The 21375-nt window shown below is 43.3% G+C and carries 25 protein-coding genes; 18 read left to right on the top strand and 7 right to left on the bottom strand.

Translation table 11 applies throughout. The features are described from left to right. The 6 genes from HF312_19730 to HF312_19705 form a co-directional block, all read left to right on the top strand. Positions 1–153 (top strand): copper chaperone PCu(A)C (locus HF312_19730; protein ID MCU7522453.1); only part of this gene is annotated, 153 nt, incomplete at its 5' end. 122 nt (positions 154–275) lie between these two features. Next, positions 276–1403, top strand: a complete 1128-nt coding sequence (locus HF312_19725) for a DUF1624 domain-containing protein (protein MCU7522452.1) — start codon at positions 276–278, stop codon at positions 1401–1403. Positions 1404–1490: 87 nt separating this feature from the next. Next, positions 1491–1865 carry a hypothetical protein gene (locus tag HF312_19720; protein ID MCU7522451.1) on the top strand — a complete coding sequence of 125 codons (375 nt, stop codon included), beginning with the start codon at positions 1491–1493 and terminating at the stop codon, positions 1863–1865. Beyond that, a complete protein-coding gene (locus HF312_19715; GenBank protein MCU7522450.1) occupies positions 1865–2434 on the top strand; it encodes a nitroreductase family protein in 570 nt (189 codons plus the stop codon). The genes HF312_19720 and HF312_19715 overlap by 1 nt, the downstream gene beginning before the upstream one ends. Positions 2435–2483: 49 nt before the next feature. Further along, positions 2484–4280 carry a bifunctional metallophosphatase/5'-nucleotidase gene (locus HF312_19710; GenBank protein ID MCU7522449.1) on the top strand — a complete coding sequence of 599 codons (1797 nt, stop codon included), beginning with the start codon at positions 2484–2486 and terminating at the stop codon, positions 4278–4280. A gap of 188 nt (positions 4281–4468) precedes the next feature. Next, positions 4469–5143: a DUF4440 domain-containing protein gene (locus HF312_19705; protein ID MCU7522448.1), complete on the top strand. Its 675-nt coding sequence runs from the start codon at positions 4469–4471 to the stop codon at positions 5141–5143. Between the two features lie 65 nt (positions 5144–5208). On the opposite strand, the gene HF312_19700 is transcribed toward HF312_19705, so the two are convergent. Together HF312_19700 and HF312_19695 are read right to left on the bottom strand one after the other, a co-directional pair. Next, positions 5209–5904, bottom strand: a complete 696-nt coding sequence (locus tag HF312_19700; protein MCU7522447.1) for a hypothetical protein — start codon at positions 5902–5904, stop codon at positions 5209–5211. Then, positions 5888–6904, bottom strand: coding sequence for a radical SAM protein (locus tag HF312_19695; GenBank protein MCU7522446.1), 1017 nt, complete (start codon positions 6902–6904; stop codon positions 5888–5890). Before HF312_19695 ends, HF312_19700 begins: the two co-directional genes overlap by 17 nt. Positions 6905–7143: 239 nt before the next feature. On the opposite strand from HF312_19695, the gene HF312_19690 reads away from it, so the two are divergent. After that, positions 7144–7575, top strand: a complete 432-nt coding sequence (locus HF312_19690) for a hypothetical protein (protein MCU7522445.1) — start codon at positions 7144–7146, stop codon at positions 7573–7575. A 30-nt stretch (positions 7576–7605) separates the two neighbouring features. On the opposite strand, the gene HF312_19685 is transcribed toward HF312_19690, so the two are convergent. Together HF312_19685 and HF312_19680 are read right to left on the bottom strand one after the other, a co-directional pair. Continuing rightward, complete coding sequence (locus tag HF312_19685) at positions 7606–8751, bottom strand: metallophosphoesterase (GenBank protein MCU7522444.1); 1146 nt, start codon at positions 8749–8751, stop codon at positions 7606–7608. 133 nt (positions 8752–8884) lie between these two features. Further along, positions 8885–10963 carry an acetyl-CoA synthetase gene (locus HF312_19680; protein MCU7522443.1) on the bottom strand — a complete coding sequence of 693 codons (2079 nt, stop codon included), beginning with the start codon at positions 10961–10963 and terminating at the stop codon, positions 8885–8887. 183 nt (positions 10964–11146) lie between these two features. On the opposite strand from HF312_19680, the gene HF312_19675 reads away from it, so the two are divergent. The 9 genes from HF312_19675 (at position 11147) to HF312_19635 (ending at position 18688) form a co-directional block, all read left to right on the top strand. After that, positions 11147–13768 carry a valine--tRNA ligase gene (locus HF312_19675; GenBank protein MCU7522442.1) on the top strand — a complete coding sequence of 874 codons (2622 nt, stop codon included), beginning with the start codon at positions 11147–11149 and terminating at the stop codon, positions 13766–13768. A gap of 184 nt (positions 13769–13952) precedes the next feature. Continuing rightward, the gene (locus tag HF312_19670) at positions 13953–14921 is read left to right on the top strand and encodes a PspC domain-containing protein (protein ID MCU7522441.1); all 969 of its coding nucleotides are present in this window, start codon (positions 13953–13955) and stop codon (positions 14919–14921) included. Continuing rightward, complete coding sequence (locus HF312_19665) at positions 14911–15414, top strand: hypothetical protein (protein ID MCU7522440.1); 504 nt, start codon at positions 14911–14913, stop codon at positions 15412–15414. Before HF312_19670 ends, HF312_19665 begins: the two co-directional genes overlap by 11 nt. Before the next feature lie 77 nt (positions 15415–15491). Further along, positions 15492–15728, top strand: a complete 237-nt coding sequence (locus HF312_19660; GenBank protein ID MCU7522439.1) for an addiction module protein — start codon at positions 15492–15494, stop codon at positions 15726–15728. Then, complete coding sequence (locus HF312_19655) at positions 15725–16024, top strand: type II toxin-antitoxin system RelE/ParE family toxin (GenBank protein ID MCU7522438.1); 300 nt, start codon at positions 15725–15727, stop codon at positions 16022–16024. The genes HF312_19660 and HF312_19655 overlap by 4 nt, the downstream gene beginning before the upstream one ends. Before the next feature lie 280 nt (positions 16025–16304). Next, positions 16305–16463 carry a hypothetical protein gene (locus HF312_19650; GenBank protein MCU7522437.1) on the top strand — a complete coding sequence of 53 codons (159 nt, stop codon included), beginning with the start codon at positions 16305–16307 and terminating at the stop codon, positions 16461–16463. Positions 16464–16817: 354 nt separating this feature from the next. Next, on the top strand, positions 16818–17423 hold the full coding sequence (locus tag HF312_19645; GenBank protein MCU7522436.1) for a hypothetical protein: 606 nt from the start codon (positions 16818–16820) through the stop codon (positions 17421–17423). Then, entirely contained in the window at positions 17420–18022 is a 603-nt protein-coding gene (locus tag HF312_19640; GenBank protein MCU7522435.1) for a hypothetical protein, read from the top strand. Before HF312_19645 ends, HF312_19640 begins: the two co-directional genes overlap by 4 nt. 39 nt (positions 18023–18061) lie before the next feature. After that, entirely contained in the window at positions 18062–18688 is a 627-nt protein-coding gene (locus tag HF312_19635) for a hypothetical protein (GenBank protein ID MCU7522434.1), read from the top strand. Between the two features lie 151 nt (positions 18689–18839). Here HF312_19635 and HF312_19630 read toward each other — a convergent pair whose 3' ends face one another. The 3 genes from HF312_19630 to HF312_19620 form a co-directional block, all read right to left on the bottom strand. Next, positions 18840–19034 carry an addiction module toxin, HicA family gene (locus tag HF312_19630; protein ID MCU7522433.1) on the bottom strand — a complete coding sequence of 65 codons (195 nt, stop codon included), beginning with the start codon at positions 19032–19034 and terminating at the stop codon, positions 18840–18842. Continuing rightward, positions 19027–19251, bottom strand: a complete 225-nt coding sequence (locus tag HF312_19625) for a type II toxin-antitoxin system HicB family antitoxin (protein ID MCU7522432.1) — start codon at positions 19249–19251, stop codon at positions 19027–19029. The genes HF312_19630 and HF312_19625 overlap by 8 nt, the downstream gene beginning before the upstream one ends. Before the next feature lie 174 nt (positions 19252–19425). Continuing rightward, the gene (locus HF312_19620; GenBank protein MCU7522431.1) at positions 19426–19848 is read right to left on the bottom strand and encodes a DUF3788 domain-containing protein; all 423 of its coding nucleotides are present in this window, start codon (positions 19846–19848) and stop codon (positions 19426–19428) included. 144 nt (positions 19849–19992) lie between these two features. Between HF312_19620 and HF312_19615 the strand changes: the two genes are divergently transcribed. Together HF312_19615 and HF312_19610 are read left to right on the top strand one after the other, a co-directional pair. Beyond that, positions 19993–20946, top strand: coding sequence for a YafY family transcriptional regulator (locus tag HF312_19615; protein ID MCU7522430.1), 954 nt, complete (start codon positions 19993–19995; stop codon positions 20944–20946). Positions 20947–21005: 59 nt separating this feature from the next. Next, a complete protein-coding gene (locus HF312_19610; protein ID MCU7522429.1) occupies positions 21006–21245 on the top strand; it encodes a hypothetical protein in 240 nt (79 codons plus the stop codon). Positions 21246–21375 lie beyond the last annotated feature (130 nt).

Genomic DNA, 21375 nt, shown 5'->3' with positions numbered 1-21375 from the left:
GGGGCCAACTCCAGCTTTAAGTTTCAGCCGGGAGGGCACCACGTAATGTTTATAAATTTAAGAAAGAACCTCAAAAAAGGCACCACAGGCGAAGTAACGCTTTACTTCAGGCATGCAGGGCAGATAAAGATTACGCCCGAGGTAAGGAAATAGGCTTTTCCTGCTGCTGATTTTTTTCTTTTGTATTTTACTTATTCCTATAATTATTTAGATTTGCCGTATTACTCTAAACAACTGTTCTTGTTCCGGCAAAAAAAATATAAAAGGAAAATGTTTTGAGCACATTAGAAGCTACAGCAGAAGGCCTTCAGGAAAAAAGGGTTGAAGTTCCTGAAAAGAAAGCCCGTATCGCCTCAATTGACGCATTCCGCGGCTTTACGGTTTTGTCCATGATTTTTGTAATACAGGTGGCAGGATATACCGATCTGCCATTTACGCAGTCCTGGTTCGGGAGCCCGCCCGTCTCACAGTTCCACCACGCAGGAGACGCCGTTGGCAACACGCTTGGCGTGGGGCTGACATTTACGGACCTGGTTGCACCTTTCTTTGTTTTCATTGTAGGCATGGTTCTGCCTTTAAGCAAGCGCAAGCGCGGGGGCGAGTTCTGGAAGCACGTTGGAACGAGGACATTTCTTCTGATTGCTCTCGGCGTTCTCTATATATCCTTAATTCTAAATCTTTCCTACTGGTGGGGTATACTTCAGGCCATAGGAATTGCGTATTTCATGGGGGCAACGCTCACGCGCCTGGAAGCTAAGTGGCGCTGGGCAGTGGTGGTGCTGGTTGCAGTTTTCCACCAGGTAATGTCCCTGAACTTCTCCTGGTGGCTTACTCTGGGAGACGCCACAAAGCCGTTCCTTTCAATTACAAATCCCGCAGGTGACCCCTTGCGTCCCTTAACCGTACACTGCACGCCGTGGGCTTCAATTTCCTACGGTTTAATTACCGTAATGGGCACTTTCTTAGGTGAAGCTGTTCTGACAAGGGATCCTAAGAAAATAATCAGGCAGTCACTTATTATGGGCAGCGTTTTATGCATCATAGGCTACATACTTCATCTTTACCAGTGGCCGGTTTTTGCAATGAATAAGCCTAACGTTTCAGTTTCATATGCGGTATTTACCTCAGGCGTTGCATCATTTACATTTCTTATCTTTTATCTTGTAATGGACATGTGGAAGATACAGAAGTGGGCCTGGCCTTTTATGGTCTTCGGCTCAAATGCACTTTTAGGGTACTTCCTGCAGCCGATTGTCAGAATTTTCCTTTTTGCTTTAGGTTTTAAGCCCTTTTTCTCGGGCCACTCGGGCTGGGACGGGGTTTTATTCGGGCTCATATGGACGGCAATTATATGGGTAGTGCTCCTCTGGTGCAATAAACGCAACATATACTGGAAGATTTAGTTAATTATTTTAAGGGCCGCAGATAAATTCTGCGGCCTTTTGTGTTAAAGGTTTTGTCTTTATGTATGGATTTGAGCTGGAGGATGGATGGAAATAAGAATTTATTTAATATGCGTGGCCTTTACGACGGCACTAATGGTACTTTTTGTTTTTATCAACTTTCCTTACTACAAAATAACTTACGGCATAAGGGCGGGCAAAATAGCCATAAGGACGGTCTTTCTTAATACACTCGCAATTTTTATCGGCTGGGCGCCCGTAGTTTACTTCTGGCCTGAATTCAGCCTGAAGTATCTTCTGCCCTTTGCATGCACACTTGGAGCCTTAGGCTGCGTCGGCAGCCGTTTTCTTTATACAAAAATTATTCCCGAAGAACTTGCCAAAACAATGCTTGAAATTATTGAGCGCAAATCGGCCTCAGGTTCAAAGGGAGAAGACTTAAATAAATCAACGGAGAAATAGTGTTTAAGGATTTAATACTTAAAAACCGCACATACAGAAGATTTTTTCAAAATGAAGTTGTAAGCAGGCAGACACTGACCGAACTAGTGGACCTGGCCCGTCTTTCAGCTTCAGCCAGCAACCTTCAGCCTCTTAAGTACATACTTTCAAACAACAGCAAGCTTAACAGCGAAATATTCCCATGCCTTGCCTGGGCGGGATACTTAAAGGACTGGCCGGGGCCCATTGAAGGCGAGAGGCCTTCGGCATATATAGTAATGCTTGGAGACACCTCAGTAGGCAGAACTTTCGGAAGCGACCAGGGCATCTCAGCCCAGAGCATAATGCTTGGTGCAGCAGAAAAAGGCTTAGGCGGATGCATGATTGCCTCAGTTCAAAAGCAGAAACTGCGTGAAGTTCTGAATATTCCGGAGCATCTGGAGATACTTCTTGTTCTTGCCATCGGAAAACCGAAAGAAAATGTAGTCATAGAGGAAATGCCCCCTTCAGGAGAAGTACGCTACTGGAGAAGTGAAGACGGCACTCACCACGTACCCAAAAGATCACTCGATGAAATCATAATCGGATAGACAGATATTTAACCATTACTTTTAACTTTCAGGAGAAGCTGATACTCTTATGAAAAAATATATTCCGAAGACCGCGTTCTTTTACATACTTATTTCATTAAATATTTTCCTTTCGGGCTTTCTTGCTGCCCAGAGCGTAAAGCTCAGGATACTGGAGACAAGCGACGTCCACGGGGCGGTATTCCCCTTTGATTTCCGCAATAACAGACCCAGTAGCACTTCACTTGCGCAGGTTTGTTCTTTTGTAAAAGAGCAAAGGGCTGATAAGAGCCAGGAAGTTGTCCTTCTTGATAACGGGGACATACTGCAGGGACAGCCTGTAGTTTACTACTACAACTTTGAAAAGACAGACGTGCCGCACATACTTTCAGAAGTCATGAACTTCATGCGCTACGATGCGGCCTCTGTAGGCAATCACGACATTGAGACCGGCCACCCGGTATACGACAGGATAAATAAGGAGTTCAAATTCCCCTGGATGGCGGCAAATGCAGTCAATAAAAAGTCGGGCGAACCCTACTTTAAGCCTTATACCGTAATAAACCGCAAGGGTGTAAAGATAGCAGTTCTGGGAATGATTACGCCTGCCATACCAAACTGGCTGCCGGAGAAGATATGGGCCGGGATGGAATTTGAGGACATGATTAAGACCGCTCAGAAATGGGTAAAAATAATTAAGGAAAAAGAGCATCCGGATATTATGGTTGGACTTTTCCACGCGGGCGTGGAGTTTAATTATAATAACCAGACGGCAGACATGCCGAAAAACGAAAACGCATCGGAGCTGGTAGCCGAAAGGGTGCCGGGATTTGACGTTGTCTTTACGGGGCATGACCACAAGATCTGGAATAAGAATGTTAAAAACCCGGAAGGACTTGACGTACTTTTACTCGGGCCCAATAATGACGCCCGGACTGTTGCCGAAGCCGACCTCATACTTAACTATGACAAAGCCTCAAAAAGCTGGAAAAAAGAACAGGCCAGGGGAAATATAGTTGAAATTAAGAGCTATAAGCCGGATGAAGAGTTCATGCAGAAGTTTACCCCTGCAATGGAAGAGGTAAAAACCTATGTTGCAAAACCGATCGGGAACTTTACCGAGACAATTTCAACAAGAGAATCGATGTTCGGGGATTCCCCGTTTATGGATCTTATCCATGCAATTCAGCTGGATCTGACAAAAGCCGACATATCCTTTGCAGCACCTTTATCATTTGACACAAAAATTGATAAAGGGGAGGTCTTTGTGCGCGACATGTTCAAGCTCTACAAGTTTGAAAACCTGCTTTATACTATGGAACTGACGGGCAGGGAGGTCAAAGGTTTTCTTGAACATTCATACAGCCTGTGGTTTAATCAGATGAAAAGCAGTGACGACCACCTGATCAACTTTAAGAAAGATGAAAACGGCAACCCCGTAAAGAACACAAAAGAGAACATTTATGAACTTAAGGCGCCGTACTACAATTTTGACTGTGCAGCCGGAATTATCTATACCGTTGACGTCTCAAAGCCTGAAGGCGAGAGGGTAAACATTATCTCTATGGCTGACGGGACACCTTTTGACATGAACAAGACTTACAAGGCAGCCGTTAACTCATACAGGGGTAACGGGGGCGGAGGCCACCTGGTGGAAGGGGCAAAAATCCCCAAGGATGAGCTTTCAGGAAGGATCATTACCTCCACAGAGAAAGATCTCAGGTTTTACCTCATGAAGTGGATTGAGAAGGAAAAAACCGTAACTCCCAGGGCTTTCGGCAACTGGAAGGTTATACCGGAGGAGTGGTATCAGAAAGGGAAGGAAAAAGATTACAATCTGCTTTATAACAGCAGGCATTCAGATTAAAATTTGAACAGGAGTTCATTTTAAGGCAGTCCGCTCGGTGCAGGCTGCCTTTTTTGTTATATACAGGCCCCGGCATCCAACAATCCATTCTCTTTAGGGACTCATTTTTCCCGTTTTGTTTAACTGTCAAATTATTACATTTTAAAGAAGACACGATGTATAAAAAATATAAAATAAGGATAAAAAATATGAGTATAGTTAGCAGATTATTATTTGCTATGTTCGTTTCATTCTCTATAATATCTTTTGTTAATGCTCAGACAACCGACACCACCCAGCAAAGGGGGAACAATAACGGCAACACAAATAATGGAAGCATGCATGGAAGTGGTGATTTAAATAATAACGGGACAGGCAATAACCCGGATGCAACGGGAGGAGCTGTACATACCCCTTCTACAGGAACAACCACACCCGGAACAACTCCAGGAACTACAACCCCGGGGACTACGGCTCCCGGAGTAAATACGCCGGCTCCCAGCGCGGCAGCAGCAACGGTTGAACAGGCAGCCATTCAGTTTATGCAGGCAATTAACCGCGGAGATGCAGCAGCAGCAGCAGGCTTTTATGCTGATGACGCCGTAATTATGCCTCCTGACATCGATATAATTCAGGGTGCTAACGGAATTAAGAATTTCTGGTCAAAAGTTATAACAATTGGCGGCAGGTTTGATACGCTTACAACGGCAAAGGTTAATGTAAACAATGAGACAGTAGATGAAGTAGGCCGTTATTTCTTAACTATTAACAGACCGGGACAAAACCCGATGCAGGAAAAAGGTAAATTTGTTTTTGTCTGGAAGCGTCAGCCTGATGATACATGGAAGATTACGACACACATGTGGAATAGAAGCAAACAGTAAAATCACCTGTTAGAATTCAGGGGGCGGAACACCTGTTACGTCCCCTGAATTTTATTAACACTTCTTTAACCGTCATTTAAGAACAATATACTCCCGGCGTCAAAAAGAGGCCCGTCATAAAGTTCAATTGTTTCATAACCCAGATTGTGCAGGAAAGCTTTAATTTCAGAGCCATTATTGTGATATTTAAGGCTGCCAGCAAAAAATACCCTGCCATCCCAAAGGCCGCACGTGCCGCCAATAAAGCCGTGGCTGAAGCCCTGAAGCAAAATACCCTCAGGAGAAACATAAAGCACATTTAAGCCTTTTTCTTTAAGGCTTTTAGAGATCCCCACGTCGGAAGTAATAAAGCTGTCCTTTTCAAGCGTCAGGAGGCTGCAGCGGCAGTAGCCCTGGCTTACGTTAAGAATTTCCTTGTCTTTTGAATGGTTGAGAATCTCTATATCCGTAATGTCACTGCGGTGAATAAGGTACTTTCCGTCTGAGGCTGCGTTGTAGCGGGCAGTATCGGGGTACTTCATTCCGACAGGGGAGTTCCCTGAAACGTATTTTATCTTTTTCTCATCCAGTATCTTAAAATATTTATGCGGAAGGTTTGCTGCCGCAATAAGCCGGCTAGAGGTATTAAAGAAAAATATGTCGGGATGGCCTGAAATTGCGTCATAAGTTATACCGGTGGTTTCAAGTTCAATTACGCTGCCAAAGGCTTTAAGAGCCTCTTTGGCTTTACGGGGCATCTTAGCGTCAATTATAATCTGCAATAAACTCCCTCCCTTTAAGCGCCTCGTCCGTAATAAACCTGACCTTATGGAAATTCTTCAGGAGCTCTTTTTTATTTCGGGCATTATAGCCCACGGCATAATTAAATTCACCCGGGGCAACTGAAATTGTAACTGCTTCCCTTTTCTCCAGGCTTAAAGGCTGCAGAATACCGTGCCAGATTTCGGTCAGGACCAGTTCACGGAAGGACACATGGTAAGGCCCTGCAACCAGGTATTCTCCCGAAATCAAACCTTCAGAAGGGTGGAGCCCCATGCGTATTATCTTTACTTTTGAGGCCTCAAAAATTTCCGCCGCACTTTTAGCTATGCTTACGGCTTCCTGAAGTTCAAGAGGCTTATACTTTCCGCTTAAATACATCTGTTCAAGCTTTGTCCCTTTAATTACAAGCGTAGGATAAATCCTTGTATTTTCAGCGCCAAGTTCAACAATGCGCCTTGCCGTAAAAAGAGATTTTTCGCGTGTATCGCCGGGAAGGCCTATCATCATCTGAAGGCCGAGTAAGAAGCCTTCTTCAATTATCAATCGGGAGGCTACTTCTATATCTTCCACCTTATGCCCGCGGCCCGAGAGCCTGAGGACATCTTTGTCGAGCGACTGGGCTCCAAGCTCAATTGAGCTTACGCCGTAGTGTTTTAAGAGCTTCAGCTTTTCAGGAGAAATATAGTCAGGGCGCGTAGAAAGCCTGATTCCCCTGATCCTACCTTCCTTAAGGTATTCCGCTGCAACTGCCAGGTAGCTTTCCTGAAGTTCTAAAGGTATCCCCGTGAAATTTCCCCCGAAGAAACCTATTTCCACACAGCTCCCCTGGAGGGGGATTGTGGCAAGGTGTTCTTCTATTGTGCGCCTTACCTCTTCTATTACGGGACTTTCCTCATGCCCCGAGATTTTCCTCTGGTCGCAGAAGACGCACTGGAAAGGGCAGGCAAGTTCAGGCACAAATACCGGTATTGTATAATGTTTTTCGTTATCAGGGTTCATCTGTTAAAAAGCCGTACATAATAAAATTCAATTTCTGTAATTTCAGGCTGAAACATACAAAGTTTACTTAAATAATTCACCATACTAGCATTACGCTCCAGACGACATTTTTATATCTTAATCCTTAAAAATGGATTTACTCTTATTTTAATTTTCCTTAGTATAAAATTAGCAGGTTTCCAGAAGAAGAGGGGTTCAAATATTTATTGGATATTTTCAACTCTGTCAAAGAAGGCAAAATGAATAAATATATTTTTACGTTTTTATTTCTGTTTTCTTTAATTCTGATCACCGGATGCCGTGAAAAGCTCAATCTTACAGAATCTCAGACGGGGATGAATCAGATAATTACAAATACCGACACCCCGAATGTGCTTTATATGACAACGCCCAGCGGAGGAGAAATACTGTTAAAGGGTGTTCAGTTCCGCATCAGGTGGTTTGTATCTTCCTCCATCAAAACTGTTGCCCTGTCTCTTTTCAGGAAAGACGAGGAGATTACGGGGATATCCGGAGCCACTGAAAATGACGGGCAGTTTATCTGGAAGATACCTACAAATATTCCAAACTCTGTTCACTACAGAATAAGGTTAAGCAACAGCATAAGCCCCGATGAACATATCTTCAGTGAATATTTTACAATAACGTCTCCTTCCGATTCAACCGAGTAGCCTTTGTGAAAGTTCTTTCAGGGCCCGGAGCTATTTAAATGTAAGGCGGAAATTTACAATTTCAGGCGTATTGCCCGTTCTTATAGGCGGCCCCCAGCCCCCGAATCCGCTGGAAACGTAGTAATTTGTGTTCCCTTTTTTCTTGTAGCCCCAGCTTACCTCATAGACCCTGTTAGTAATAAAATTAAAAGGCCAGAGCTGCCCGTGATGAGTGTGTCCCGAGATCTGCAGGTCCACCCCGTTATCTTCGGCCTCCTTAAGGTCGAAGGGCTGATGGTCCATCATAATTACGGGTCTTGTTTTATCCACTTCACGCATCAGTTCCCGGAGCGATTTTCTTTTTTTAACCTGGTTTACCGAGCGGTCGTCGCGTCCGATAAGATAGACGTCACCTTCAAGTTTAACCACGCTGTCGCGCAGCATTGTAATACCGTGCTCTGTAAGATAGGCTGTTGCTGCCTGGATGCCCCCGTAGAATTCGTGGTTGCCCGGTATGGCGTAGATGCCGTAACGGGATTTAATTTTTCTTAAAGTTTCGCCCAGATTTTTCTTTATTACAGGTCCCATGTCCTCGTCCACCATATCCCCTGGAAACAGGACCACGTCAGGATCAAGGTCGTTTATTTTCTGTACCAGGCTGTCCAGGCGGGAATTACCGACGAGTGTTCCCAGGTGTATATCTGAGGCGGCAACAATATTCAGTGACTTTATTGGATTTGTTTTTTTATCGATTGCCAGATCCAGCACCTTCAGGCGCGGATGAACGGCGTTCATCCTTCCAAAGAGTACCGTAAGAGTTACTATGGAAAGCACCGCAATTGCAGTATAATACTTTGCCCTTGCGTAGTCTTTTGTAACAAAGGAAGGGAAGAGCCCTGTAAAATGGTTTACAAAGCGGAGGAAGTCAAGAAAGATTACAGCAAAGAGGAAATAGACCATAGCGGCAAGCCAGAAAGCCCCGATCCACATGAGGGGGTCGCTTACGGCGTAAAAGGCCTGTTTTTCGAGCCATCTTGCTACAATATAGGAAAGTGCAAGAAAAAGAAAGATGCCCAGATAATAGCCTCTTACAGGCGAGCCTTTAGGGATTGCCTGCCATCCCCTTATAAATATATAATAGTTTACAAGTCCGTATACCAGAAGTACAATAGTAAAAAATATAATGAAATTTTTCATATGCTAATTCAATGTTACCTGTTAATAAAAAAAAAGAAAACCGGAGAAAGGCCGGTTTTCTTAAAAATATAGACAATTACTCCTCAAGTTGCCAGATGCAAAAGCGTGGATACCTTTTTCCCCGGGAATAATTTCATTCCCCCATTCTGATTCTAATATCTACGGCAAAGACCTGATTCGTTTCCGTAACAACCAGAGGATTTATGTCGAATTCCTGTATCCTTTTATTTTCAATTATCATGCGTGCGGCAGCTTTTATGGTTTCCCTCAGGCAGCGTATGTCTGCCGGGTTCTCCCCGCGCACGCCTTTTATTATCTGCCCTATTTTAGTCATTTTTATCATCTCGTTTATGTCTGCATCCGAGATATAGGCCGATTTAATTGCAGTATCGTTAAGGACTTCCACATATTTTCCTCCCGTTCCGAACATGATCATAGGTCCGAATGAAGGATCGCGGAAGCCGCCGAGCAGGATTTCGTGCTTAACTTTAACATAAGGCTGGATAAGGAAGCCTTCAACGCTAAAGCCTTTAGCGGCAAACTCCTGTGTCATCTTTTGGGCTTCGGACTTAATTTCCTCCCTGGTTAAAAGATTCAGCCTTACGGCGTTAAATTCAGATTTATGGATTACGTCGCAGCTTATGCCTTTAAGCACCGCGGGCAGGAAGTTTTCGGGGATCGTGGTAAGTTCAGATGGTTTCAGGTTAAGTGATTTTACTACCGGCAGATGGTAGTCTTCCACGATCTGCGTTACCTCGCTTTGCCTGAGGTAACCCGCCTGGAACTGATATTTATCTATTTCCGGGAGTGCGCTTTCTTTTAAGCGGGTGTTAAGGCTTTTTTCAATGCGGCTTCTTCTTTTCCTGTAGAAAAGCATATTTGAAATTACCTCTGCCGGATCTTCGGGATTGCGGAACAGGGGGATTTTATTTCCCGGCTGATGGCGGTAGAATTCCCAGAATTCCGGAAGCGGCATATAGACCTGCAGAAGAGGTTTAGAGGATTTTATTTCCGAGACAGCCTGAAGCACCTTAAAAGGCTGAACCATTACGGGTTCAACAAAAATTGATATTACGCTATCCACATTTTCGTCTTCAAGAAGGATCTCATTTACCTTTTTATAGGTTTCCGCCGAGCCTCCGGGCAGGAGGTCCACGGGGTTTTCAACGCTCCCCTCGGGGTGCACTATTTCGCGGAGGCGCATTTTTGTAGCGGCGCTCAGTTCCGCAAGCCTCAGGTTTTCCTTCTCCAGGGCATCGACGGCAAGAATGGCAGGTCCCCCGGCGTTTGTAACAACTGCAACTTTATTTCCCGCGGGAAGGGGGAAGTTTTCAAATCCTTTAGCCGTGTTAAAGAGCTCATTTAAGTCCTCAACGCGCACAATACCGAACTGCCTTAAGACGGCATCGACCACCTTATCCATGCTCCCGAGTGCTCCCGTGTGGGAACTTGCAGCTTTCATGCCTCCGGAGGATTTCCCGGCCTTTAGAATAATGGCAGGTTTTGTGATCTCACCTTTGACAAAAGGAGATATAAATTCATGTCCGTTGGTAAAACTTTCCAGGTAAAAGGTGAGGGTCCGGATGTCGGGGTTTTCCTGCCAGTAGTTAAGAATGTCGTTTTCATTGACGTCGGCCTTATTTCCGACGCTGATAAAGTGGGCGAAACGGATATCTGTCTCCCTGAGGGAGTTAAGGACCGCGGCACCCAGTGCTCCCGACTGGGATAGAAATCCGGTCGATCCGTGCTCCGGCTTTTCAGCTACGAATGTAGCGTTAAGCCTAATATCACTTCCTGTATTAATAACCCCCATGCAGTTAGGGCCCACGAGGCGTGCTCCGTGGGATTTAATTTTCTCCACGATCCTTTTTTCCACCTTTTCGCCTTCCGGGCCTACCTCCTTAAAGCCGGCTGTTATGAGAATAATAGATCTAACACCCTTTTGGAGGATGCTTTCTATTGTCTCCTCGGCGCAGGCTTTCGGCACCAGCACAATTGCCAGGTCCGGCGTCTTTTCAACTTCTTCAATGGAGTGATAGCATTTAAGTCCCAGTATTTCATCTGCCTTAGGGTTAACCGGGAGGATATGACCCGTATAGCCGTAGGACAGCATTGTTTTTAAGAGCTCATAGCCGATGCTTTTTTCTTTTGTGGAAGCCCCGGCAACCAGGACGCTTTTAGGATAAAAGAAAGTATTCAGGTGGAAATTCATTGGATGCTCTCTTTAAGTGAAAAATTCCTCCTCAATTATACTATTTTCCTTAGTCCCATTCCATAGCCCGGAATAAATTGTTTTCGGGCTGTTTTTAAGAGAAGCCTCCCCAATTTTCTCCTGCCAAATTATCGTGCTTTTTGCGTATATTTGGTTTTATGTTTTAATATTAAAGAGTGCTAAATGCCTGAGTCCAATACAAGAGAAATTCCAAAAGCTTACAACCCCGGCGAGGTGGAAGACAAGTGGTACGCCTTCTGGGAAGGAAACGAGATTTATCATTCCGAACCGGATAAAAATAAAACGCCATACACCATAGTTATCCCCCCTCCGAATGTGACGGGAATACTAACTATGGGCCACATTCTTAATAACACCATTCAGGACGTTTTCATTCGCTATAAAAGAATGAAAGGCTTTAACGCCTGCTGGGTGCCGGGAACGGACCACGCCTCAATTGCCACTGAAACCAAGGTAACCAATTACCTGAAGGAACAGGGAATTGATAAAAAAGCCATTGGGCGCGAGGAATTCCTGAAGCACTGCTGGGAATGGACTCATAAATACGGCGGCATTATCACAAAACAGCTCCGTAAGCTGGGCGTAAGCTGCGACTGGCAGCGCGAGCGCTTTACGATGGATGAGCATTATTACGATAAAGTAATTGAATCTTTTGTAGACCTCTACAAAAAAGGGAAAATCTACCGCGGCTACCGTATGGTGAACTGGGATCCGGCAAGCAAGTCGGCAATTTCCGACGAAGAAGTAATCTACCGTCAGGTTAACGGGAAACTCTGGTACCTGAAGTACCCCGTTAAGGATTCAGACGAGATTATTGTTGTTGCAACCACGCGCCCTGAGACGATGCTGGGTGATACGGGTATTGCAGTTAACCCCGAAGACGAGAGATACGCTCACCTTCTGGGCAAAAAAGTACTGCTTCCGATAGTAAACAGGGAAATACCCATTTTTGCAGACGAATATGTGGATAAGAATTTCGGAACAGGCGCCGTTAAGGTCACACCGGCTCACGATGTAAACGACTATGAAATGGGAAAGCGCCACGACCTTGAGTTTATCAACATCTTTAATCCCGATGCCACAACGAACTCCAACGTTCCCGAAGGGCTTCAGGGCTTAGACCGCTATGAAGTAAGAAAGAAAGTAATAGAAGAGTTTGAAGCGCTGGGACTCATTCATAAAATTGAAGATTATACAAATAACGTGGGCTATTCAGAGCGCGGCGGTGTACCGATTGAGCCTTATCTTTCTGAACAGTGGTTTTTGAAGATGGACGAGCTTGCAGCCCCGGCTGTAAAAGTGGTAAGGGAAGGCAGTATTCACTTCCACCCGGAACACTGGACAAAGACTTATGAGCACTGGATGGGGAACATCAAGGACTGGTGTATTTCCCGCCAGCTCTGGTGGGGCCACAGAATACCGGTATGGTATAACAATAAGACAAACGAGATCTACTGCGACACGAAGCCTCCCAGGGACATAGAAAACTGGCACCAGGATGAAGACGTTCTTGACACCTGGGCCTCGAGCTGGCTCTGGGCTTTTGACGTATTTACAACAAAAGAAGAGCAGGACTATTACTATCCGACCGATACACTAGTAACGGCTCCTGACATCATTTTCTTCTGGGTTGCCAGAATGATCATGGCGGGACTTGAGTTTAAGCAGGATATTCCGTTTAAGGATGTTTACTTTACCAGCGTTATACGAGACATGCAGGGAAGGAAAATGAGCAAGTCGCTCGGCAACTCTCCTGATCCCCTGGACGTAATTGCCGAATACGGGGCAGACGCCTTAAGGTTCTCTGTTCTTTACCTTGCACCTTTAGGGCAGGACGTTCTTTTCAGCTCTGAGAAGTGCGAGATCGGGCGCAACTTCGCAAACAAGATCTGGAACGCCGGACGATACCTGCTTATGAACGCTCAGACAATTAAGCTTGACGACAGTCTTAAAGATAAGCACATGGATTTTGCCGACAAGTGGATCATCTCGCGCTTTGAAAGCACGCTTCACAATATAAATGAAGCCATGACTAATTTCGACGTAAACGGTGTTGTAAAGATAATTTACTCTTACGTATGGAATGATTTCTGCGACTGGTACATTGAGATGTCAAAAAGCCGTCTTTATTCGGATGACGAAGAGGTTAAGTCGGCTGTTCTTACAAGAGCCATCAACCTTTTTGAAGAGATGCTGAAGATTGTTCACCCGTTTATGCCTTTTATAACTGAAGAGATCTGGCACCTCATGAAGGAAAGGGGTGAGCAGGAAAGCATTTCTCTTATGAACTTCCCGGAGGAAAACCCCTCTCTTATCAACACAGAGGCAGAAAGTGAGATTGGGCTTGTTCAGGATATTGTAACCTCAATACGCAATATCCGCGGCGAGATGAATATTCCGCCTTCAAAGTTTGTGGATGCTTACATAAAAGGAAGCGAGCTGACTGAAAACGAAAAAGTGTACATTAAGAAGCTCGGCAAGGTGGAAAACCTCTTCGGGGGCCGTGAGCTTCAGAAGCCCAAGGCTTCGGCTTCAGCAGTAGTAAAGGATTCAGAAATATTTATTCCGCTTGAAGGGCTGATTGATCTGGATATTGAACGCTCGCGCCTTCAGAAGGACATTCAGCGCCTTGAAGGGAGCCTTACGGGAGTGAACAAAAAACTTTCCAGCGAAAGCTTTGTAAATAATGCTCCAAAAGACATTGTTGAAAAAGAAAGGCAGAAGAAATCCGACTGGGAAGAAAAGCTCGGCAAGCTTAAGACAATGCTGGAAGAACTGAAGTAATTTATCTTTATAAGCGGGAGGCTTACCTGAAATAAGCCTCCCCAAATTTTTCCGCTCTCCTGGTTATCTATGCAAGACACCCTTAAATGAAGATATGACTATTCCAATTGAAGTAAATGATTTTTTTTATAGATTGTAATTATATATCACGGATGAGCAGTCTTTAACTATAAAATTTATCCGAATGGAAGAAGAAACCAACAAAGAATCCAACAAAGAAGAATCCGACAAAAAACCCGAACCTGAAAGAAAGTCAGAACCCGGCAATTTGCCGGAGGCTGAAAAAGCTCCTGAGGAGGGGAAAGAGCCCGAAAGGGAAAAGACTGCCGGGCCCGCCGAAGAAAAACCTGAAAAAATAGAAGAGGAACAGCCAGAAGGGAAAAGAGCTGAAGCACCTGCAGGTGGTGAACCTGTAAGTGAAGAAAAAGTCCCGGGGGAAGAAACTGCGCAGGAAGAAGCCTCGGAGGAAGAGCGATATGAGGTTCCTCCGCCAACAGAAGAAGCCCCATATTCCAGACCCTATCAGCGCAGAAGGCTTTACAAGTCGAGAAAGAACAGAATTTTATTCGGCGTCTGCGGAGGCCTGGGGGATTACCTTAACATCGATCCTGTTATAATAAGGCTCATCTTTGTGCTAAGTTTTCTTATCGGAGGCTGGGGTTTTCTGGTATACATTCTGGCCGCGCTTATTATTCCGTCTGATCCAATAGAGGCTCCGGCTATGGAAGATGAAAAGGAGCCTGGTGTGAGTTCTGAAAACAGCAAGATGATATTTGGTTCGGCGCTTATACTGCTCGGGCTTTACGCATTATTCAGAACGACAGGCATTCTGCGCTTTTTCAATTTCTTCGGCCTGACGCATGAATTTATTATACCTATTATACTGATTGCCCTTGGGATTATACTTGTAGTCAGGGGAAAGAGTTTTACATACAAGGAATCTCCTTCCGGCAGGGGGCTTTTCCGTTCCAGCTCAAACAGGATGATTGCAGGCGTATGTGCCGGACTGGGGAACTACCTTAACATAGATCCCAATCTTGTCAGAATAATCTGGGTGATATTAACCTTCGGTTCATTTGGGATCGGGATACTGATCTATGTTCTTTTTGCTCTTTTAGTCCCTTTAGATAACGAGGTAAATCTTGAGAAATAACCAATCCACGCTCAGCCTGGTTTTCATTTTCATATTACTGGTTTACATATTAAAGCTCTTCGGGATCATTACTTTGAGCACCGGTAAGATCATATCCTATGCCTTTCTTCTCTACGGCATAGTTTCAGTTCATCTTACGTTGGGCACGCACAGGCGGGCGGGACTTTTTCTCGGGACTTCAATTTTTCTTACCGGGGTAGTTTTATTTATTGTTGAGTACTTTGATATAATTCAGCCCGGGGTACTTGTTCTGCCTTCGCTTTTATTTATAGTAGGCATAGGATTTCTGATGCTGTTTTTTGACGACTACTCAAACAGGGTTTTTCTTTACACTTCAGGAGTGCTGGTTTTCTTCTCCTTTTTATCGGCATTTCTCACAAAAAAGGTTCCCTTGTTCGGCTTTGCCGGCAGGATTGCCTCGGGACTATTGGACTACTATCCGGTTTTTATTATACTCCTTGGTGTATATTTTCTTCTGAACAGAAAGCGTTAGAATTCCCTCTACCCTAATAAGTAATTGAATAAGAATCCATATTGACCTATATTGTAATTGAGAAATGAGGCAACAAAATGGCAAAGGAGCAATCCGGCAATTATTCTCTTGAGAATATCAAGAATCTAAGCATCGCAGAGCGAATACTTCTTGTCGAAGAGATCTGGGATAGTATTTTATCTTCAACTGAGGAAGTTCCGCTGTCTAATGACCAGAAGAAAGAGTTGAATTCGCGTTTTGAAGCTTACAAAAAAAATCCTGATGAAATAAAACCGTGGAATGAAATCAGGAACAAAATCATAAACAAATTATGAATTCAGAATTGTTCTTTCGACCCGAAGCCGAGAGAGAACTAATTGAAGCTGTTAATTGGTACGAAGAGAGAATCAAAGGTCTTGGTTCCTCTTTTCTATTAAGTATCGAAGCTGCTATTGATTCAATTTCCCGCAATCCAAAAGCATACCCCAAAATCTATAAGAATATCAGGCGAATCCTGATTAGAAGATTTCCGTTTGGAATTTATTATTTTGTTGAGAAAGAACGTATTATAGTGCTTGCTGTTTTTCATGCACATAGAAATCCTAAAGAGTGGGAAAAACGGATATCGTAAAGTGTTCCCAAAAGTACTTGCTTTTATTAGCTGAAGAGTACATATTTCTGTTCAAAACTCCGTCTGATTTGAAAATCATCTCGTATTTATATTAATACTCCACAATCCATTCCCGCACCATCTATAAGCAGGCTATGAATGGGAAGAAGATCTCAATGCAGCTAAATGGCAAAAAGCCCTAATATGGGAACAGGCATTAATTTTAATATGTAAAAAGATTTGATAACTTTAGCCCTATGTACTTTAATTCCAGTATTATTACAAATTATCCCGGGTACATATGAAATACTCTTTACTTCTCCTGATTCTGCTTATCTCCCAATCCTTTGCCCAGACAAAATGCCAGCTGAATATAGGGATGGATGATTCCGACCCGGAAATCAAGAATGTTATCAAGCTGTGGAATGATTACCTGAATTCAAAGCCCGACAGCCTCTAAAACAACCCATACTGGTCAAATGAAGAAAAGGAGCATTATAAAAGATTCGATATTGTATCCCAAACCTATTTTACCCCATCGGTTTATTCCCTCGGTTATAAGCCCCTTATTCTCAGTATAAAAAGAATTAAAGATTACTATGAAATAAAGACTGCCTTCTATGCTTATGGCCAAACCAGTAAAAAAATTGGTATTCTGGCCACCATAAATGTCCTTGCAAAAAAAGTAAATGGGGAATACCGTCTCTTTAACGCACTAACTGAAAACAGGAAGTCGCTGCAAAAGCAATCATACGGGAGCATTACTTACTACTATCCTTTGGACTATGAATTTAATGAATCAAAAGCCCTGGAGATGAAAAAGTTCATTGAGGACTTTACAAAAAAGTTCGGATTTGAGCAGATCCCTGTCGCCTACTATATCGGCAATGATTTTGATGATGCAATGAAAATTGTGGGGTTTGATAATTACCTCTCAATGGGGGGACCTTTTGTTCCCAAAGGTTTTTCCGACACCAAAAACCATATCATCTTATCCGGAGGACAAGGCGAGTATTATCCTCATGAAATTGTGCACCAGTATATAAATCCTCTCTTCGAAAATGGGCATCATGTTTTCATTGAAGGATTTGCAAGCTTATGCGGCGGTAGTTTGTTAGGTCACCCTATCCCGTGGCATGTTAAAAGACTGGATAAATACCTGGACGAGCATCCGGAACTGAACTTAAATGATCTGCTTGAATTTTATGAAATGGACAGCTACACTAATCCGCAGTATATCTACGGCGCCGTTTTATGCGACCTGGCAATGAAGAAAGGTGGTTTTGAAGAGGTAAAAAAACTGTTCGCCTACGGAACGGAAGACAAGGATTTCTACCTGGCACTTGAGAAAGAATTCGGTGTAAAGAAGGACGACCTTAATAAGTTTATCAGAAGCAAAATTAAAGAACTTGTCATTTGAAAAATTTGGCAATAATCTTAGCTATGTCATTTCTAGCCGGCTGCAGCCTTACGGGCCTGGGAAGAAATGAGTGGAGAGATAAATTCGATATAAAACCTGACACCGGAGTTTTGGCTGGCAAGTTTGATTTATTAAAGGATGTGAAGGGTAAAAAGTTTTTATGCTATCTTATGGACAGTACCGCGGATAAAATTGTAGTTTATGATACTTTAAGCGGGAACGGGAATATTCTATTTAGGAATTTGCCGCCAGGGAAATATTACATAGATGCTCATGAATCCCTGCCCGAGAGTCATGAAGGAAAATTAACCCGCTTTCTCGGAGGATCCCCATTAACTAATGATGACTGCCAAAAGGTTGGCCTTATAATAAAGACAAATACTATTACTGTTGCTTCATGCCCGATAACATATGATAAAGCGGCTATTTTTTACCTCAATAAGCCTGAGATGCCAATAATTAGAGAAGACAATGAATTACCTGTGATCCCGAAGAAAAAAGATAAACACTGGGAGATAAAAGATGAATGCTGGCTAACGCCAATTTATGAACCGCTTAATGATTCGACTTATACGAAATACAATAATTTAGTAAAGTGAAAGCCCTAGCTATATTAGACAACCAACAACAAAAGCACCATGAAAATTTTACTTTTTTTAGCCGCAGCATCTTTTCTAATCGGCTGCTCCTCGATCCCCAAGGAAACCCGGGATCACAGACCATGGCTTTATAATGCAAAAACATGGGAACCCGAATATCTGCCAAAGGATTCGGGCGGCAGCGGTGTTATATTCAGATACTACGGAGAAAAGTATCCTGTGAATGTTGTTCAGGATTTTAATTACTCCTTCTGGGCTTATCCGCTGGATACTGTTGCCTCTAAATATACGGCAACTGAATCCATAGTGCCTGTTATTGAGAATCGTATTGAAGTAACCCATATTTATTACGAAATCAATAATAACCCCATACATGTTGCTATTAAAGCTGATTCAACTGACGAACATAAATTTTCAGATCCCCATTATCAGCTTCGAGATTACGACTATAATGTTATTTCCAAGACCGATTCAACGGATAAGTATGCAGTGGAATTACCTCCGAATACATATTTATTGACCTTTCGACCTATCTATACTGATCCTCGCTTCGGATTCTCAAACCAATTTATAATGAAAGATCTTATTGTTAAACGGGGTTATTGGTCAATAGTCAGGATCGTGTTCCATAGAGATCCTCATAGTGCACCTCTAATTGTTTATTAATTTTAAATACTAATAAAGGTATATTGGCTGGCCGAAACCCATTTCACCAATCAGTCTCTTTTCTTTTTTAAATGGCAGAGAACCCGACTGTTATCACGAAAGCTTTTGGGATTATTATTCTAATAAGGGGATTGAGACATACGCCTACTATTTATTCTTCTATGGCCTTGAGTACCTGACTTACTATTTTGGGATGTAGTATTTGAGCGGCATGAAATGGGATTATAATTCGCTTCTTATCTTTGATATAGATTCTATGACTCCCTTTTGATCTTATATGGACAAAACCTGCCTGTAATAGCAGTTTTTCTGCTTCCTGAGCATTTAACCTCTGCTGCTTAGGCAACTTTTACCTCGTAACTGGCAAGAATGATGTCTTTACTTAAAATTCCAGCTTTCTCTTCCTCACTAAGCGTCTCCAGGTATAGTTCAATCGCCTCTTTCATATTACGAAGTGTCTCATCCAGAGTACCGCCCTGCGTCTGGCAGCCTTCCAGTTCAGGACAATAGCCATAAAAACCGAACTCGTCATTTTCAATGATTATATTAAATCTGCGTGACATGTATTCTCCACTTACTTTATAGTAAAATAGCAATTTCACCGATGAAAATAAATAAATGGCTTTATGAACAAAGCCATTTGCCGGATTTTCAAGAAACCAGGTTCTAACTACTTTCAGGCAGTGGAGGATCAAACGCCCATGACCCGAAAGGCTCAAGGGTGGGCAGTTCTGATTTTATTTCACAGTCAGCTTTATCTGAATTAATGCCTTTGCATCCTCAACGTCTTTTTTGCGGCTGAAGATTATTGTAATGCCCCGGATTTTATTGTAGTGTTTTCCTTCGGTAAACATCTTTTTTAATTCTTCGGAAATGGAGCTTTCTAAGATTGCCTCTTCGGCCCTGTCGGTAAAATAGAAGGTTACCCGGAAAGTGCCTTCAATTACTGAAAGCCAGAAGATGGTTTTGGTCTTTCGGATGACCTTCAAAAGCCAGCTTTTCCCATCTTTGTAATACCGCCACTGCTCTTCCAGGTCGGGATAGGTTTTGTGGATATATTCGAACAGGGCATTCCAAAGCACGCCCGATTTCCCGATTTGAGAAAATATTATTTCTTCAGTCGGGAATACGCTTTGATCTCTTAGAACCGGTGCCTCCATAATACTACTCCGGATTGTTCAATGGGAATCTATTAATTTAGAGTGCCTTAAGCAAGCGGTTTTTCCGGGGAATAGCTTTACTTTCTGTTTTAATTCCAGTAATTAATTATTAATTTATTTCTGAATATTTAAGAGAACTGACATATGCGAATAGACAGAATGCTCGGCATAGTGGTACTGCTGTTAAACAGAAACAAAATTACGGCAAAGGAACTCTCCAGGCGCTTTGAGGTTTCGGTAAGGACAGTCTACCGCGATATTGAGGCGATTAACATGGCGGGCATTCCAATTATATCTTTCCCGGGCAGCAAGGGCGGGCTTGGAATAATGGAGAACTACCGCTTAAACGGACAGGTATTGTCGCTTGACGATATGGGCTCTATTATCTCCACCTTAAGAAACGTAAACAGGACGCTCGGCAATACGGATCTTGAGGCCGTATCGGAGAAAATCCTGAACCTGATACCAAAAGACAAAATTGATTATGTAAAACGTCAGCCGGAGGAGTTCTGCATCGATTTAATTCCATGGAGTTTCAGGGACAAGTATAAAGATTTTATAAAAATCCTCCAGTGCGCCATTTCTGAAAGCCGCGTTACAAAATTCTTTTACAGAAACACACGCGGTGAGGCAATGACAAGGATAGTGGAACCCATGACGCTTGTGTTTAAGGGTTATGCATGGTACCTCTTTGCCTTCTGCCGCAATCGCAGTGACTACAGGATATTCAAACTTTCAAGAATTGAAGGGATTGATGTTCTGCCAGAAAGATTTACGCGCAAAGATGTCACCTACCATGAAGCTATGAAGTCACAGACCCCGCCAAAGAACCTGGTTAATATTACACTGAAATTTTCTCCTCTAATGAGGCCTCAGGTTGAAGAGTTTTTTGAGGGAAGCATTGTAAAGACACTTGATGACGGGAGCTTTATTGCATCGGTCACATTTCCTGAGGACGAATGGGTATATACGACGATTTTGAGCTTTGGGGAGTATGCAGAAGTCCTGGAACCCGTGCATATAAAGGAAAAGCTCCGGGAAAAAATAAAAAAAATGTCTCTTGTGTACAATGCTGACATGATGCTGTCACAGCACTAGCTTATGTTTGTTATGTGAGGCTAAGTTAATTTCACATAACAAAAAAGGGAGATTAGAAAATGGAAATGAAATTTTGTCAGTCATGCGGCGTTATTTTAGACGGCAGTGTTGCAAAAGAAGGGGCACCCGGGTTCTGCACATGGTGTGTAGATGAGAAAGGGAACTTAAAGGCGAAGGAAGAAGTAAAGGCCGGTGTGGCAGACTGGCTGAAGTCATTTACCCCTGAAGGAGGCAATCCTGACTTTATGGAAAGGGCTGAAAACTACTTAAATGCAATGCCTGCCTGGGCGAAGAAATAGGTCTAAATTATCTTAAATTACTGATGAAAGGCCGGGTTTTAAGAATAGAGCCCGGCCTTTTGATTGGCGTTTTTTTTATGTGCCGCCCCTGACCGGGGCTTGGGGTTTTTTTTGATTATGGCACCCGGGG

This window comes from Ignavibacteria bacterium (assembly GCA_025612375.1).
GTDB lineage: Bacteria > Bacteroidota > Ignavibacteria > Ignavibacteriales > SURF-24 > JAAXKN01.
This window is presented reverse-complemented; position numbering and strand designations above follow the sequence as displayed.

Bases quoted from the DNA above. Each gene is read 5' to 3' on its own strand.
- HF312_19720 (MCU7522451.1), top strand. From the start codon at position 1,491: ATGGAAATAAGAATTTATTTAATATGCGTGGCCTTTACGACGGCACTA.
- HF312_19710 (MCU7522449.1), top strand. From the start codon at position 2,484: ATGAAAAAATATATTCCGAAGACCGCGTTCTTTTACATACTTATTTCA.
- HF312_19705 (MCU7522448.1), top strand. From the start codon at position 4,469: ATGAGTATAGTTAGCAGATTATTATTTGCTATGTTCGTTTCATTCTCT.
- HF312_19695 (MCU7522446.1), bottom strand. From the start codon at position 6,904: ATGAACCCTGATAACGAAAAACATTATACAATACCGGTATTTGTGCCT.
- HF312_19690 (MCU7522445.1), top strand. From the start codon at position 7,144: ATGAATAAATATATTTTTACGTTTTTATTTCTGTTTTCTTTAATTCTG.
- HF312_19685 (MCU7522444.1), bottom strand. From the start codon at position 8,751: ATGAAAAATTTCATTATATTTTTTACTATTGTACTTCTGGTATACGGA.
- HF312_19680 (MCU7522443.1), bottom strand. From the start codon at position 10,963: ATGAATTTCCACCTGAATACTTTCTTTTATCCTAAAAGCGTCCTGGTT.
- HF312_19675 (MCU7522442.1), top strand. From the start codon at position 11,147: ATGCCTGAGTCCAATACAAGAGAAATTCCAAAAGCTTACAACCCCGGC.
- HF312_19670 (MCU7522441.1), top strand. From the start codon at position 13,953: ATGGAAGAAGAAACCAACAAAGAATCCAACAAAGAAGAATCCGACAAA.
- HF312_19660 (MCU7522439.1), top strand. From the start codon at position 15,492: ATGGCAAAGGAGCAATCCGGCAATTATTCTCTTGAGAATATCAAGAAT.
- HF312_19655 (MCU7522438.1), top strand. From the start codon at position 15,725: ATGAATTCAGAATTGTTCTTTCGACCCGAAGCCGAGAGAGAACTAATT.
- HF312_19650 (MCU7522437.1), top strand. From the start codon at position 16,305: ATGAAATACTCTTTACTTCTCCTGATTCTGCTTATCTCCCAATCCTTT.
- HF312_19645 (MCU7522436.1), top strand. From the start codon at position 16,818: ATGAAAAAGTTCATTGAGGACTTTACAAAAAAGTTCGGATTTGAGCAG.
- HF312_19635 (MCU7522434.1), top strand. From the start codon at position 18,062: ATGAAAATTTTACTTTTTTTAGCCGCAGCATCTTTTCTAATCGGCTGC.
- HF312_19625 (MCU7522432.1), bottom strand. From the start codon at position 19,251: ATGTCACGCAGATTTAATATAATCATTGAAAATGACGAGTTCGGTTTT.
- HF312_19620 (MCU7522431.1), bottom strand. From the start codon at position 19,848: ATGGAGGCACCGGTTCTAAGAGATCAAAGCGTATTCCCGACTGAAGAA.
- HF312_19615 (MCU7522430.1), top strand. From the start codon at position 19,993: ATGCGAATAGACAGAATGCTCGGCATAGTGGTACTGCTGTTAAACAGA.
- HF312_19610 (MCU7522429.1), top strand. From the start codon at position 21,006: ATGGAAATGAAATTTTGTCAGTCATGCGGCGTTATTTTAGACGGCAGT.